Source organism: Butyrivibrio sp. AE2032, assembly GCF_000702965.1.
This window is the reverse complement of record NZ_JNLF01000005.1, coordinates 2,012,452-2,026,432: the sequence shown is the minus strand read 5'-3', so window position 1 is coordinate 2,026,432 and position 13,981 is coordinate 2,012,452. Positions and strand designations below refer to the sequence as shown.

Below are 13,981 nucleotides of genomic sequence, written 5' to 3'. Positions count from 1 at the left end.
CCTCACCATCTGAGACAGCCCTGTAACAATCGTCTTTTTCACCCTTGGATCAGTCCGGTTCTATCGCATTGGCCGGACAGATATAATCACACGCTCCGCATGAATCGCAGAGATCGGGATCTATCTCGTATCTTCTCCATCCGCGGCTGATCGCATCTTCGGAACAGGCGGATTCACACTTTCCGCAGCCTGTGCAGGCTCCTGTTATCCTGTATGCCATATGCCTTCCGCCTTAAGCTACGCTGTCCCTGAGAGAATCGAATGCCTTTCTGGCGACCTGCTTAACGTTCGGATCTGTTTCCGTAAAAGCCAGCTTCTTTACATACTCTTCGCAGTGCTTTGCATGAATGGCTGCAGCGGACTCGCAAGCGGCTGCTTTTACCTTAGGAGAACTGTCACGAAGCAGGGGGATCAGAGCCATGCCGGAATCATAAGTGTTTATCATGCCCAATGCTATGGCAACCGTAACTCTTATGTCTTCATTGGGATTTGTTACATACTTGACGATAGCTCCAAGTTTCTGCTTTGCTCCCAATTTCAGGATCTTATCTTTTAATGTATCTGTAAGTGCCATGATCTTGCCCTCGCTTTCCGTTAGATTCGTTTGTTTACATTTATTATATGAACGCAATTTATATGAGATAATCAATGCCGCATTAACTGTCTGTAAACTTTCTTGGTCAAAAAAATGAAAAGGCGCCGTCTGTAAGCTTTCGCCTAAGGCAGCGCCTGTTTTTTTCTGATTTTTTTTCTCGGTTTCTCAGCAGAGAAGATATGCGTCATCCGGAGTGATCCTGCACTCCTTCGTGAAGATGATCCAGTCCGTAATGTCAGAGAACGGATATGTTCCGGTATCGCCCTCCTTGATACCCGAAACGTAGTAAGGCTCCTGCGTTAACTGCGCCACAACGGAACCGTCCTTCACGTCCTTTAACTCGAACCAGATGTGCTCGTGCTGGGGCTTGCCGTCTTCCCAGTGTTCCTCGTCCGCAAGGAGTCCGATCTTTATTAGGATCGTGTTTTCTTTGTTTTCGAAAGCCTTGATCATATATGGAATCCTCTCTATGGCAAGGTCGCTCATACGCTTGGTCTCTTCGTTCGAGAACATATACATGGGATTCTTATCTAGGAACTGATCGAAATCCTGGACCGGTGTATAGATACGGTTTTCCTCGTCATGTGAATTCCTGTAGATCATAAGGACATACGTGTCTTCGTTATGAACGTCATCATTACGGTCTTCCTCCGTTCCGAGAGAAATATCAGGATAGTATTCAAGTGCCTCCTTCCAGTCGACGGCCGTAAGGGTCAGGATCTTTCCCGCAGCCTGTCCGATAAAGACACCGTCGCCCGGCTCGATCGATTCATCGTTCTCGAGCATCCTGACCGCAAATGATTCGATCATTTTGTAATGGTCATTGAAGGTTTCCTTCCTGGAATTCAATATCTCAAGTTCATACATACCGCAGCGCTTAAGGCCGTGCGTATGGAGCCACACTTCTTCACCGCCGTCCGATATCGCCTGGACCGTAAACAGATATCTGGGCGCGGGCAGAACTGATGAACCTGCTGCCAGAGCCACCCACTTGCCCGACAGGAGTTTTTCGGAAGGACAGTCCAGCACTGCCAAAAGCTCAGGGAACATTGCGTTTATAATTCGGAGCTGGTCATGAAAGCACTTGTTGTTGTCGCCTTCATAATCCATACAGACGCCCAGGCCCACGCGCGCCTCATCGAGTTTTCTGAACTCCTCCTCGGAGAAAGCATGCGCCGGACGGATAAAGTTCGGTATCTCCACATCCACGGGACCGATCTCGACCTCATACTCGTTATCGTCGACTTTGAAGAGGATCACCAGTCCGCGGTCATCATCAAAATGCATGTCCTTTATGCTGATATGTTCATTGTCCTGCAGGTTATCCGTAAAATTCTTCGGATCCTCAAGATCATTTTCATTCATAGGGATAACGATCATATAAGAAGGTTCTTTCATCGGGCTGCTCCTTTGCTTTTCTGCTTAGCGCTTGTTTGTCAGTTGAAGACATTATAACAATAATTGTAAAGTTCCTTTTTGAATGCGGGCACCGCCGCTCACCGCACACATCCTGAATTAACAGTCCGCAGCTCACACCCCAAAGCTTACTGCTCTTTGTAATATTCTTCCGGGATTTTCTTATCGCTTATGCAAAGATCGTGATCCGTCTTCTGCCAGAGCTTTCTGACAGTATCGGTCATGCCCCTGGCATCGCAGACATAAACTGTGGCATTTCCCAAAGCCGCATAACTGACCGCACCGGTGTATTCAAATGCCTCTTTGTAGTTGGGAAAATACTCCGAAACACAACGGTCGGCCGCAACTGTATAGTGGGTGCGGAACGGCGGCGACTCGATGAGATTGCCGTCGTAGTCTTTTATCGTGATAACGAACGGATCCGGGTTCAGACGGTCAGGTATGCCGAGCCTCTCGTCGACGGAATGAAGATAAGTATTCCGCTCGTGACCGACACCGATCAGAAGGACCTTTCCGTTCTCCTCATAGAGCCTGCTCAGGCAGGAGTTTACCGGCGCGGGTGATCCGCATTTCTCCTCACCTTTTACAAAATCCGCCGCATCCCTGCCGAATGCAACGGCCGAGTGGGTCGGATGAAGTGACCTTACACCGTCCTTGCGCGAAAATGCCACCATGGACAGAGTCCCGATACAGGGCGCAGTCGTCCTGACATCGTAATAGGGAGACTCCCTGACGACATCGTCCCAGGTGTGCGTCGGGATGAGCAGAAGTCCCTCGTTCAGATAAGAACACATGGCATCGATCAGTCCGTCGGCTCCGTTTTCGATGGGACCCACGGAACGGAGCGAAGCATGCACAACGACTTTGTCATCGTGCTTTATGCCGTTTTTTTCCATGAACTTTACGATATCCTGTTTAGACAGCATTTACTCACCTTTATGTCATCTTCAGCCGCGCGGGCAGAACCAACGTCATTCCTCAAAATCCCAGGGGGCTTCCCTTGCCGTGCCGTATACGAATACATCACCGTCGCCTAGAGTGTTTATGACGGTTGCCCTTAAGGGGCATCCGGTGATACCCCTTCTTGTAGTATCCAGAGGAATATCCTTTACGTGCAGCTCATCATCCTTTGTGTCCGCAGAGATCCAAAAGGTTTCCATTGCATCATAGTGATCCGTTCCGGCATCATACCAATAAAGCAAAACGGAATATTTGAAGTCGGTCGTCTTCTTATGGAATCCCTTTTCCTTCACACAGATGTCGCGGATAGCCCTGAGCATCGCATCGACTTCTTCGACCTGTTCATCGGTGCAGTCCTTATCAATATAGATGCTTATGTTATCACCTGAAAAGAAAAGGGATTCTTCACCTTTACTGTCCGTACAGTCACCGAAATGCACAAAGTCAAAACCGCGTCCTTCAGCCGTTTTTTCAAACTCCTCCTGCCAATAGTAGTGCACGGCCTCATCGTAGTAATCGCTGTAATAGAATTTGCCGGTGCCGTGCGCAAAACTTCCGTCGAGAGAAGTCGTACCTTCGAAGATATTGACGCCGAACTCGAGATCACGGTCAAGACATTTATAGGTGTATTGCGCGCCGGATGAGGAATCGACAGATTTGACCTTCTCACCGCCCGTAAGATCGTCCACGTATTTATCAAGGTTGTCGACCCGCTCCTGATAGTTCCTGCCTTTGCCTCCGATTAAAGAACATCCGTACATGCAGAACGGTATCACCAACGTCAGACCTGACGCGATAATCCTCTTAGCTGTTTCATTCTTTTCTTTTTTGTTTATGAGATCACGCATAGATAAACACAACCTTTAATTCGACATCTGAACGCCTGTACCGAGCCATATCAAACATATTATAAACAGTATGACACCTATCATTTCCAGCAACGAGATAACTATACCTGCAATGCCAAGTCCCCTGCCGCCTTTTCCGGACCTTTTCGCTGAAACGGTACCCGCAATGGAAAGTACAAGTCCTGCAAAGACCGAGAGACCTGATAAGCCTAAAAACGTCATATAGTACTTGTACCACTGTACGTTGTTGACTGCAAGGAAAAATGCCGTGACCGGAGCAAGCACCGAGACCGCGAATCCCAGAACGCATGTAATGCTCAGTTTCTTCTTTTCCATCTTTATCCCTGACTTCCTGCTTCCTTGGCAGGAGCAACCGGATCTTTGACACAAACCGTGTGCTTTGAGTTGTCATCGGGATCAGAAAGCGACCATCTCGGAGCTTCATAGACCTTCTTCTCTCTGAAGAGCTTGCCCTGTACCCACCCGGTGAGTTTCTGTTCCTTCATGCCGAAATAAGCTGACAACAGGATGACGCCGACCGCATAGAGCAGGAGATTGTTCTTTACGTCGCCTACGTTTACGAGAACCTCCGGAAGTTCGATGAACCTCAAAGAAGTGATGACCGCCAGGTTAACGAGATATGTGTGGAGCGAGTACTTGCCGAAGAACCTTGATACCGGGTTGCTCACGTGATACTTCATCATGAGGACAAATACCGTTAACGGGAGAGTCAGGAACAAAGGCAGTTGGCAGAAATACGTACAGACCTTGTCCGCGATCGCGGGACCGTTTCCATTCCACTCGGTCCAGTAGCCCCAATGTGCCTGACCGAAATCTGAAAGCTTGTAGAGAATTACTGTGATAATCAGCAGGATGTGGAACTTGAGTGCATACTTCTTTTTGAAGAAAGCCACGATCTGCTTCTCGTAATTAGCAAAAACAAGACCCGTAAGGAATGCCGGCGCCGCATTGACCCACCATTCGCCGCTGAACCAGAAGATCTGCTCACCCTGCCACCACTGCATCTGCGTCTCCCAGTAGTTGTCGTCCATCCACCAGTTCTCGGGACCGTACCACCATGCATAGTGTCCGGCAAAGCAGAAGACCATTGCCATGCCGATCATGAAAACGAAGATCACGGCAAAGCAGACCGGACGGTTCTTGATGAAACGGAAGCAGATATAGAAGACCAGGTAAAGGATCGAGAGAACTATCGGGAACCATGCATATCTGTTCATCATGGTGATGCCGAGGAAATTCGTTACCCATTGTGTTTTCTCGAGCGGCATCTTCGCGATGAACATAAGAACGCCGTAAACGATCACGTTTACATAGAAAGGAACGACGATTGCCTTAACGATCCTCTTTTTTATGAATCCCTTAAGATAGTCTTTCTTGGTATCGAAACTCTTTAACAGTCCGTATCCGGAACAGAAAAAGAATATCGCGACGAAATACGCGCCCGCATTGACGAATGCCGAGAGCACGCCTTCCTCCTGGAACATGAATTCCTGTGATGTGTGGTGGAGTATGACGCCGAGAGCGGCAAAACCCCTGACGGACTTCATCGCGTCAAGGCCGGTGAAGTCATCATTGAACTCACCTTTTCTGCCGAACTTGTTCGTGCCGCCCCATACAAAAAGGACGATAAAGAAAAAGCATAAGATCTTATCGAGGACAGTCCATATAGTTATGTTTCCGAAAAACTCTGCCATGATCCACCTCAGAACGCTCAGTTCGCCTTTCCGGCCTTGAGCCTTCTTTCCATCCTCTTTTCCTTCCTGATCTCCCTTGCGAGCTTTGCTTCATATCTGTCCCTGATAAGGAAGAAATAGATCAGTCCGGAGATAACGGCGGACATAGCCAGCAGGATAAGGCAGAAAGCGGAACCCCTGTCATAGGCGGATCCGAAACCGACCAATTTATCAAGATACTCACGCATGGTAACCGTTCTTCGGGCTGTATCATACTGATTGCCCAGCATTGACGCGGCATAATCGTCGGTCAGGCCGTCAACAACCGAGATAACTACGATGAAGAACAGGATCGGACGCATGCACGGGAGCGTGACGTGAAAGAATGTGTGGAGTCTCGATGAACCGTCTATCTCCGCTGCTTCAAATATCTCCACGGGGATACTTGTCATGCCGACAACGGCATAGATGAATGTGATGCCGTAGTGAAGGAAAGCTCCCACAACTATTATCATGAAACGGGAAGACATGAAGAATTCGAAGTCTTTCTCCGTTACTCCGAAACCGTTGATGGCGGCAGCCGTAAGGGAAAAAGCGGTCGAGCTTGCCGCAAATCCCAGAAATAACCAAATGATATTACTGCCTACCGTCGTTCCGATCATGACCTGGGGAAAGAAAAATGCGGTCTTGAAAAATGACCTTCCTCTAATCTTAAGTCTTCTGTCAGTCATCATAGCCGCAAGCCAGAATGCAAGGATCCATTCTGGTATGGTCTGCCAGATCCAGAAGAAGAACGTGTTCTTCACCGAGATCACAAACGTGTTTGTATCAAAAAGATCCGCGAAATTCTTATACCACGGCAGTCCCAAAGACATCAGGGTCTTCGGGGTTTCTGAATAATCACAGTGCTTCATATCGCAGAAGGCAAAGTAAAAGGTATTTATCATCGGCCAAAGCTGGAAAAGAATAAAAGCTATTAAGAACGGGATTATGAAGATATAACCCCATTTGTTATAGTGTCTCTCGATAGATTCCCTTTTTTCCATATATCCCCGGCCGCCGCGCCTTAACGCGGCAATTTTATATAACGAAAGTATTATACAAAAAAGGAAAATAAATATAAAGAGCGTTTGACACATTCAACGGATTCCAATAAAATTACGCTTGGGGATACACTTACAACAGTCTGCAGACAGATAAAAAGGAAACCGGTTTGAAGTTTAGAGGAATACACAGTTTGGCGGTCAGGAAGAATGAGATCAAGCTCAAGGCCATCGTCTATATCATCTCTCTGCTCCTGGTATTCCTGTCTGTCTACCCGATCCTGATCATGCTCATTGACTTCTCGGGATTCGAATTCAACAATCCCGCAAGAGTCCTGAAGATCATACCTAAGAGAGTGAAAGAACTCGGAGTCTTCTTAAATAAAAGGACAGTACGCGGTTTTTTTAATTCAGTATTTGTCGCTGCCGGCAGTACCATTCTGAACGTGTATTGCTCTGCTCTTACGGCGCATGCAATCTTCGCATATAAATGGAGATTCAGAAAAGTATTCAGCAATCTGGTCCTCGCTCTCATGATGATACCAAACACAGTTACATCGGTTGCTTTCATAAGACTGGCTTACAGTTACCACATGAACAATAACCTCGCAACACTCATCCTTCCCGCCATAGCGACTCCCGTTTCGGTAGTCTTTATGAGACTCTATCTGGAATCCTGTTTCTCAAAGGAGATCATTGAATCCGCAAGGATCGACGGAGCAGGAGAGATCAGGATATTCCATCAGATCGTTCTGCCGATCTTAAAACCCGCGATCGCCACACAGGCGATATTTGCACTTGCCGGCAGCTGGACTGACATGTTTTTGCCAATGGTCCTCATAACGGAGGACTCCCAGAGGACACTGCCTCTCGTTCTGATTCTGAATTACGCATTGGGTGATTACATGATACCGGAATTTGTCTCTGTCATTCCGCTGATAATCGTATACCTGCTTTTGGCAAGGCACATAGTTGAAGGCATCCAGTTGGGCAGCGTCAAATTATAAATGCTGAAAAATGTGCCTCAGGTCAGTCCTCAGGCTTGAGCGGGCGCCCGTATATGATCTTCTTGCTGCCGGTCTCCATCTTATCAATATTCTCACGTGCAAACAGGGCGACTTCGGGTATGAACCCCTCAGGATCTGCGACACCGGACGTGTCGGGATCGGGATAAGAATCGATAGAAAAATCCTTATAAAACCCCGTTTGGTATATGTCCGGTCCGTACTCCGCACGGTACTGCATAAGCTCAGCCTCCGCACCGTTAACATATCCGTGTGCCTGGAGAGTTATGTCATCGTAACCTGGATCATACATGTAATCATAAACAAGTATGTTTTCGAACTGCAGATCACCTTTTGACCGCAGGAAAATATGTCGTCCTGACGCTTAAAGAAAAGTTTGCCCTGTCCTCAGCGGTACCGTTCTTTACGAGCCCGATGAGATCAGCATACTCACTGTTTTCCGTATCTGCGTATGCTTCATCAAGATCCAAAATGATGCGGCCGCAATTATCTTTTTCATTTCACTTTCCTGCAGATAATGGTATCCATGCAGTGGAAGTGCGGGATGCCGCAGCTGTTATCTTCAAAGATAACCTCATCGATGCGCTCCATCTTCCAGTCTGCAAAATAAGTGAAGAGCTCGCCTGACTTCCACATCTTCTCTTCCTTATCCCAGTCTGGCGGAAGCTCAAGGAATGACTTCTCCACAAACACATTGATGAACACGATGCCGCCGGGCTTCGTGATCTTTTCGAGCTTTTCAAAAAAGCCTTTCTTATTCTCATCGAAAAGGTATTGGACAGTGCCTGTCGAATAGATGATGTCGTACTGCCCATCAACCTCAAACGTGTTGATGTCATCTATATATGCGTTTATCTTCACGCCTCTCTTCTCAGCCAGCAAACAGGTCTTCCTGATGCCGTTTTCGGTCAGATCGAAAGCGGTTACATCGTAACCCTGCTGAGCCATGTAGACGGCGTCCTTGCCTTCGCCGCACCCGATATCGAGTACTTTGCAGCCTTCAGCCGGCGGGCATAGCCTTATAAGTTCATCAAGAAAATCTCCGGGCTCCAGACCCCAGTAATAGTCTTCGCCCTCATACCATTTTTCGTAGTTCGTCCTGATGCTCATGCGTTATCCCCTCCGTATACAAAATTTCTGAAGACGGCTGTTCCGCCGGAACTGACAGTGGAAAAGCACGAAAGTGCGAATCTGCATCCGGTGAAATGATCGAGCCTGAAGCGCAGGTCATGAGGCGTGCCGATCTGCTTAAGACCTTCATCGTTCACGACAAAACATGTTGCCTGGTCCTTGGTAAAATCACATACGACCCTGACAGTCAGCCTGCTCCCGGAGACCGGTTCCTTTGCTTCCAAAAGCCCCTTCTCTTCACTCAGATCCCAGGGACCGCCCTTGCTCTTGTTGCTGAGCATTACCGCATGGAAACCTTCAGCATCCTTTGTTATGCCGATGAAAGCGTAATCTCCCTGGAATGCGGAAAGGCCGGCAAAGTCTCCTTCATTCAGATCACATGCATCTATCGTAACCTCTGCCTGACAGACAGGTCCCAATATCTTTTGAGTCAGTGTGTTCTTAGCGTGGAAAATGTTCCTTACGACCTTATCGGTCGTGATGTGATATCCGTTTTCGAACCTGATCAGGTTAAAGTCGGGTTCATGGTTGAACTGCCAGAAATCTTTGTGTCCGTCTGCAAAGTCATCACTGCCGTAAAGCCCTGTGAACTCACACTCTTCCACGGTGTTCTCCTCGTCGAAGACAGGTCTTCCCTCCTGCCAGTTAAACGGCACGATGACCGGAAGCCTTCCGACCGCGCCGCTGTCCTGGAACATTACGAAGTGATCGCCGCAGGGACCATTTACGATCCCTCCCTGAGCTATGCCGGAATCCCTTATCCCGAGATCGTTGTCGAAGATATCTCCTCCCGTGAACTCTCCTTCAAGGCTGTCAGCCACATACATGGCCTCGACTCTTCTCCATTTGTCACGCAGGGAATGGATCATAAAAAGATAATACCTTCCGCCGACCTTATAGATATGCGAACCTTCAAGTCCGAGCACCGGGTTGCCGCTGTCATCAACTATGACGCGGTCGAGCCCTCCCTCCCTGGGACCCGTCAGTTCACCGTTGAGTTCCGTAAGGTGAATGTCGGTATTGCCGTATACCAGATAGACTTTTCCACCGTCGAACAGCATGGAAAGATCATGGTAGAAACCACTGATCTCGCTGCGTTTCCACGGACCTCCGATATCTTCCGACCTGAACAGATATGTCTTTCCCATATCGTTTGAAGAAAAGGCAACGTAGAACATCCCGTCATGATATCTTATCACCGGAGCCCACATTCCTTTGCCATAAATATATCCGCTGCCCTCGAGCCTCTGATCCGGCGTACTTTCGAGCTTATCGAAAACATAAGAAAAATGCTCCCACTTCTTCAGATCCTCAGATCTCAATATCTCCCCGCCCGGGAAGAAATGCATGGTCGTCGTTATCAGGTAATAGTATCCGTCGTGATAGATCACGTCGGGGTCGGGAATATCCATGTAAAAATGAAAGCATCTGCCCATTTGATTCTCCTCCAAATAAGCCTTTACCGTTTTTTGAATTATACCAAACGCCAGGACTGCGTTTCCGCGAGGAAAGAGCTTTGTTATCTTCCCGAAAGCTCGAAATAATATGCGTTGCCGTACTCCTCATTGAGACAGATCGAAAGTGTCAGCCGGTCAAGATCGTATAGGCTGGACCAGTCGGTATAGCCTTCCTGTGAGACCGCGTTAAGAAGATTCCTCGCCTGCGCGGCAGAAAGTATCCCGCTTGCTTCCTCAAGAGTCTGCTGCAGTGTTGGGAGCCTCTCGTCAACGGATCCTTCACCTAAGTGCTCCGGCGCCAGAGCGGAATTAGTACATGCGTCCGCCTCGACCACGCTCATCTCATTTCCGAACCATTCGACGACGACCGCTTTGCCTGTTCTGTCACATATGAAAAAGTGGAACGAAACACCTTTATGGCTGTGCACATCGTAGTGTGATATCAGTTCCACCGCCTCTTCGACCGTCGCACAATGGTCAAGTATCGCCCTTTTCAAAAGGCAGCTGCCCGTAACATCCGGTTTTCCGTTATCCTGGTGTGTCTCCCCGATCTTAAGCTGAAGACTCGTTATCCCGAGACCCGCCTCATTTATACCGTCGTTTATGATGTACGGAGCCGACAGCATCAACAACCTGGCATCCGGAAGATCGGGATCGTAACCCTCCGTTCCGAAGACCTGGCCGAGCGGCACCGTTGCCATAGATGCATATCCGTCCGACGGGTGCGTATATACAATAAGCGTGCTGACACCGGTCTCGGGAGCATCGAAGTTAAATCCGAAAAGAATGCCGCCCTTGTCAGACAAAGAGGTAAAAGCCGAGCATCCGTTTTGCGGATCCTCATATCTGTACGGGAAATTATAGAATTCCTTTCTGCGTATCCAGTCAGAGAAATCCTCCGGTGTCATAAGGCCCGCATCAAGCGCCTGGTCGGTCATGGCATCCCCGTAATAAGTCATCGAATATATCCCGCGTCCTTCTTTCCTGATGGAAAACAGTGATCTGATCTTATCGCGCGCACTGAACGAAAAGAGCACAAAAAAGACGGTTATGCCCAATACCGGGATAACCGCTATGTGAGATGCTTTTTTGTGAGTAACGTACGCAATGAGCCTGACGAGAGATACAATTATCAGCACCCCGCCCGCGGTCCATACCAGTATCCTGACAACCGGTGTCAGAGGCAGCGCAATAATGCTGCCCGTTACCACTGCGCATATTCCGGCAAACAGCAGGACTGCTGCGGATGCTGTACTCTTTTTATCCATATGATACGGTATCCTTTATCCCCGAGGTCTTCTCAGGATAAATGATAACTGCCGGATATATCGTTCATGTATCGTTTAAGGATCAGTTGTCGAAAGGAGCTTCCAGATCCCAGCCTTCAGCAGTAAGAACATCATACAGGGAGGAAAGGTAATCCTTATATCTGTTGATGATCTTGGCAAGTTTTACAGGGTCCCTTTCTCCCTTTTTTTCGAAACCGTCACCGTAATCGGACAATTCATCTATTATTGCCTTCAGTTCATCGAATCCGCACGTATAAAATGTGCCTTCCCTTTTTTGGGAGATCACGTAAGCGTCATTGGACAGTGTAAATAATGGAACGATAATACCCACTACCATAAGACCCATTCTATCCGGTTTTTCGGCCGCCACATCAGAAAGAAAATCAATGAACTGGCCATAAACTTCTGTCATTTCGCCAAATATGCCTTCAACAAATTCGGCACTGTTCGGGTCCATATCCATAAACGGGGATTGATCCAATAAGTTCTCATCATCTTCCATGCTGTCTTCTCCTTGACGATCGTATAGTTCCGGCAGACCATTCTGCTTTCTGTTATTTTGGCATTGTTCCGCGATCACGAAAGTATGCCTTGCGGGATGACTTCTCATCTGCTAAATATCGCTGTGCAAAATACAGCCGCGTTATCAGGGATCTGAAAGTATGCCCATCTTCCCGACTTCCGCTGCGGCAAATCCGACATAATCATTGCATTTTCCGCTTAGGAAGCCGCGGAGTTCTGAACACTTCAGGTGCTTATACTTCTCCGTAAAACGCTTTTCAAATTCAGCCACGTCTTCTTCCGTGCCGCCCGCTTCCCTGATCACCTGCTCTGCCGCCAGGACAGCCCCGCATTTGCCTTCAATGGCTCTCGGGCGCGGTGCTTCGGTCTTGTTCGGATTATTGATGCCAAGCGCATCGTAAACAGCCGCCGCGCAGTTCATGCCGCTGCTGTGATTGTTTCTCGCGATTGTTTCGTAGTCGATCATAGGTCTCACCGTTCTTAAGATTATTCTCTATGAATATACCATTTCGGGAGCCCCTTTTGCGAACGGAAAATCTACCGGGAACTCCCTTTCCCTTCAAGTTCAAGGGTGTCCTTTTTGTCAACGACCGACTTTCCGAACCATTTCTTCTTATACCAGTAGTACATGACTATAAGGCCGCGGATACATTCATCCGTTGCGGTTCCCGCATAGATGCCAGCAACTCCGACGCCGAGCGCGACGCCTACTGTGTATCCGGTCGCAAGGCCGAGTCCCCAGTTGCAGAGGATGCCCATGATGAGCGGGAATATGTAGGCGCCCGCCGCCTTGAGACTGCTGACGAAGGTCATGTTGAGGCAGCGTCCCATTTCGACGAATATGTCGACGATCATGATCATCTGTCCCAGAGCTATTATGTTCTGGTTGTCAGTAAAGAGCTGCAGCGTGTACCTGCAAAGGAGCGCGTTGACCGAAGCCAGCGCTATCGTTATGGGCATCGATGTCCTTAAAGTCTTGAAAACTCTCTTATATGCCGCATCCTGTTTGCCGGCACCTACGAGATGTCCCGTGATTATCTGCGTCGACATCGCGGATGCGTTCGAGAAGATCATCGCGAAAGAAATAAGCGTGTTGCAGTAAGCCCTTGCATTTACCGCATCGTTGCCCATGGCGTTAACGAATGACAGGAGCGTCGTCTGATAAAGGTTGTAAGTAAGGTTCTCGCCTGCCGTCGGAAGGCCTATCTTGATCATCTTTGCAAGGAGCTTTCCCGGAAACGGTCTTAAGTAACGGAGTGATATCTTTCCGATCTTTGCAACGTAGAAGAATATTATGACTGCGATCACGGCGATAAGCCTTGCCGCAACGGTCGATATCGCAACGCCTGCGACGCCGATATTCAGGTATGCCAAAGGGCCGTACAGGAAAAGGTAATTGCCTCCGATGTTGATGACATTGATGGCAAGCGTTACCCACATTCCGATCTTCGGGTAGCCGTTGCACCTTAATATCTGGAGCATGACATTGAACACCGCCGTAATGAATCCTCCGCCTCCGACGATGTAGATATAGATCATCGAGTACGGTCTCATCTCCGGAGATACATGGAGGAAATCCATGATCAGAGGGTTGGCTGCGCAGAAAGCTCCGCTGAGGATAAAGCCTATTACGAGATTAACAGCAAAAGCGAGCGTGTAGATCATGTTCATCTTGCTGAACTGCTTTGCACCGAGATACTGTGCAACGACAACGCTCGTCGCAGTCGCGATGACATTAAAGAGGATGTTCATCATGAACATGATGGTGTTGGCATTGCCGACCGCGCCTACCGCATACTCGTCATAGTGGCTCAGCATCAAGGTGTCCACGTTGTTGAGCATCGTGTTGAGGAAGAGTTCAAGGAACATCGGCCCCGCCAGAATGAGCAGCGGAGTCTTCTCGTCTATGACAACTGTGCTTTTCTTATTCATTGTCCGTCCCTGTTATCTTAAAACCTTTGTGATCAATGCATTTCAACGGGCTAAATAATACTACACGAC

The 13,981-nt window shown here is 48.4% G+C and carries 17 protein-coding genes; 1 reads left to right on the top strand and 16 read right to left on the bottom strand.

Features of this window, described 5'->3' with window-relative positions:
• Positions 1–49: 49 nt before the first annotated feature.
• The 8 genes from BO18_RS26490 to BO18_RS26455 form a co-directional block, all read right to left on the bottom strand.
• Positions 50–220 carry a 4Fe-4S binding protein gene (locus tag BO18_RS26490; RefSeq protein WP_034450819.1) on the bottom strand — a complete coding sequence of 57 codons (171 nt, stop codon included), beginning with the start codon at positions 218–220 and terminating at the stop codon, positions 50–52.
• Between the two features lie 12 nt (positions 221–232).
• A complete protein-coding gene (locus BO18_RS26485; protein ID WP_034450816.1) occupies positions 233–574 on the bottom strand; it encodes a HEAT repeat domain-containing protein in 342 nt (113 codons plus the stop codon).
• Between the two features lie 186 nt (positions 575–760).
• The gene (locus BO18_RS26480) at positions 761–1,993 is read right to left on the bottom strand and encodes a DUF4026 domain-containing protein (protein ID WP_034450815.1); all 1,233 of its coding nucleotides are present in this window, start codon (positions 1,991–1,993) and stop codon (positions 761–763) included.
• Between the two features lie 146 nt (positions 1,994–2,139).
• Positions 2,140–2,937 carry an AAC(3) family N-acetyltransferase gene (locus BO18_RS26475; protein WP_034450813.1) on the bottom strand — a complete coding sequence of 266 codons (798 nt, stop codon included), beginning with the start codon at positions 2,935–2,937 and terminating at the stop codon, positions 2,140–2,142.
• 45 nt (positions 2,938–2,982) lie between these two features.
• Positions 2,983–3,819: a hypothetical protein gene (locus BO18_RS26470; RefSeq protein WP_034450812.1), complete on the bottom strand. Its 837-nt coding sequence runs from the start codon at positions 3,817–3,819 to the stop codon at positions 2,983–2,985.
• Positions 3,820–3,834: 15 nt separating this feature from the next.
• Positions 3,835–4,155, bottom strand: coding sequence for a hypothetical protein (locus tag BO18_RS26465; RefSeq protein WP_034450810.1), 321 nt, complete (start codon positions 4,153–4,155; stop codon positions 3,835–3,837).
• 2 nt (positions 4,156–4,157) lie between these two features.
• On the bottom strand, positions 4,158–5,534 hold the full coding sequence (locus BO18_RS26460) for an acyltransferase family protein (protein WP_034450809.1): 1,377 nt from the start codon (positions 5,532–5,534) through the stop codon (positions 4,158–4,160).
• Positions 5,535–5,551: 17 nt separating this feature from the next.
• The gene (locus BO18_RS26455) at positions 5,552–6,559 is read right to left on the bottom strand and encodes a carbohydrate ABC transporter permease (RefSeq protein WP_034450807.1); all 1,008 of its coding nucleotides are present in this window, start codon (positions 6,557–6,559) and stop codon (positions 5,552–5,554) included.
• A 167-nt stretch (positions 6,560–6,726) separates the two neighbouring features.
• On the opposite strand from BO18_RS26455, the gene BO18_RS26450 reads away from it, so the two are divergent.
• The gene (locus BO18_RS26450) at positions 6,727–7,563 is read left to right on the top strand and encodes a carbohydrate ABC transporter permease (RefSeq protein WP_185752580.1); all 837 of its coding nucleotides are present in this window, start codon (positions 6,727–6,729) and stop codon (positions 7,561–7,563) included.
• A 22-nt stretch (positions 7,564–7,585) separates the two neighbouring features.
• Here BO18_RS26450 and BO18_RS26445 read toward each other — a convergent pair whose 3' ends face one another.
• The 8 genes from BO18_RS26445 to BO18_RS26415 all read right to left on the bottom strand — a co-directional run bounded on the left by BO18_RS26445 (position 7,586) and on the right by BO18_RS26415 (position 13,912).
• Positions 7,586–7,801, bottom strand: coding sequence for a hypothetical protein (locus BO18_RS26445; RefSeq protein WP_185752579.1), 216 nt, complete (start codon positions 7,799–7,801; stop codon positions 7,586–7,588).
• Positions 7,802–7,907: 106 nt separating this feature from the next.
• On the bottom strand, positions 7,908–8,051 hold the full coding sequence (locus tag BO18_RS35145; RefSeq protein ID WP_185752578.1) for a hypothetical protein: 144 nt from the start codon (positions 8,049–8,051) through the stop codon (positions 7,908–7,910).
• A gap of 25 nt (positions 8,052–8,076) precedes the next feature.
• Positions 8,077–8,691 carry a class I SAM-dependent methyltransferase gene (locus BO18_RS26440; protein ID WP_051689202.1) on the bottom strand — a complete coding sequence of 205 codons (615 nt, stop codon included), beginning with the start codon at positions 8,689–8,691 and terminating at the stop codon, positions 8,077–8,079.
• Positions 8,688–10,148, bottom strand: coding sequence for a glycoside hydrolase family 43 protein (locus tag BO18_RS26435; protein WP_034450802.1), 1,461 nt, complete (start codon positions 10,146–10,148; stop codon positions 8,688–8,690). Before BO18_RS26435 ends, BO18_RS26440 begins: the two co-directional genes overlap by 4 nt.
• Positions 10,149–10,231: 83 nt before the next feature.
• Complete coding sequence (locus BO18_RS26430) at positions 10,232–11,437, bottom strand: carcinine hydrolase/isopenicillin-N N-acyltransferase family protein (protein ID WP_034450801.1); 1,206 nt, start codon at positions 11,435–11,437, stop codon at positions 10,232–10,234.
• Between the two features lie 82 nt (positions 11,438–11,519).
• On the bottom strand, positions 11,520–11,960 hold the full coding sequence (locus BO18_RS26425) for a hypothetical protein (RefSeq protein ID WP_034450799.1): 441 nt from the start codon (positions 11,958–11,960) through the stop codon (positions 11,520–11,522).
• A gap of 144 nt (positions 11,961–12,104) precedes the next feature.
• A complete protein-coding gene (locus BO18_RS26420) occupies positions 12,105–12,446 on the bottom strand; it encodes a C-GCAxxG-C-C family protein (RefSeq protein WP_034450797.1) in 342 nt (113 codons plus the stop codon).
• A gap of 71 nt (positions 12,447–12,517) precedes the next feature.
• On the bottom strand, positions 12,518–13,912 hold the full coding sequence (locus tag BO18_RS26415; RefSeq protein WP_034450794.1) for an MATE family efflux transporter: 1,395 nt from the start codon (positions 13,910–13,912) through the stop codon (positions 12,518–12,520).
• Positions 13,913–13,981: the final 69 nt, after the last annotated feature.

Bases quoted from the DNA above. Each gene is read 5' to 3' on its own strand.
- BO18_RS26490 (WP_034450819.1), bottom strand. From the start codon at position 220: ATGGCATACAGGATAACAGGAGCCTGCACAGGCTGCGGAAAGTGTGAA.
- BO18_RS26485 (WP_034450816.1), bottom strand. From the start codon at position 574: ATGGCACTTACAGATACATTAAAAGATAAGATCCTGAAATTGGGAGCA.
- BO18_RS26480 (WP_034450815.1), bottom strand. From the start codon at position 1,993: ATGAAAGAACCTTCTTATATGATCGTTATCCCTATGAATGAAAATGAT.
- BO18_RS26475 (WP_034450813.1), bottom strand. From the start codon at position 2,937: ATGCTGTCTAAACAGGATATCGTAAAGTTCATGGAAAAAAACGGCATA.
- BO18_RS26470 (WP_034450812.1), bottom strand. From the start codon at position 3,819: ATGCGTGATCTCATAAACAAAAAAGAAAAGAATGAAACAGCTAAGAGG.
- BO18_RS26465 (WP_034450810.1), bottom strand. From the start codon at position 4,155: ATGGAAAAGAAGAAACTGAGCATTACATGCGTTCTGGGATTCGCGGTC.
- BO18_RS26460 (WP_034450809.1), bottom strand. From the start codon at position 5,534: ATGGCAGAGTTTTTCGGAAACATAACTATATGGACTGTCCTCGATAAG.
- BO18_RS26455 (WP_034450807.1), bottom strand. From the start codon at position 6,559: ATGGAAAAAAGGGAATCTATCGAGAGACACTATAACAAATGGGGTTAT.
- BO18_RS26445 (WP_185752579.1), bottom strand. From the start codon at position 7,801: ATGCAGTACCGTGCGGAGTACGGACCGGACATATACCAAACGGGGTTT.
- BO18_RS26440 (WP_051689202.1), bottom strand. From the start codon at position 8,691: ATGAGCATCAGGACGAACTACGAAAAATGGTATGAGGGCGAAGACTAT.
- BO18_RS26435 (WP_034450802.1), bottom strand. From the start codon at position 10,148: ATGGGCAGATGCTTTCATTTTTACATGGATATTCCCGACCCCGACGTG.
- BO18_RS26430 (WP_034450801.1), bottom strand. From the start codon at position 11,437: ATGGATAAAAAGAGTACAGCATCCGCAGCAGTCCTGCTGTTTGCCGGA.
- BO18_RS26425 (WP_034450799.1), bottom strand. From the start codon at position 11,960: ATGGAAGATGATGAGAACTTATTGGATCAATCCCCGTTTATGGATATG.
- BO18_RS26420 (WP_034450797.1), bottom strand. From the start codon at position 12,446: ATGATCGACTACGAAACAATCGCGAGAAACAATCACAGCAGCGGCATG.
- BO18_RS26415 (WP_034450794.1), bottom strand. From the start codon at position 13,912: ATGAATAAGAAAAGCACAGTTGTCATAGACGAGAAGACTCCGCTGCTC.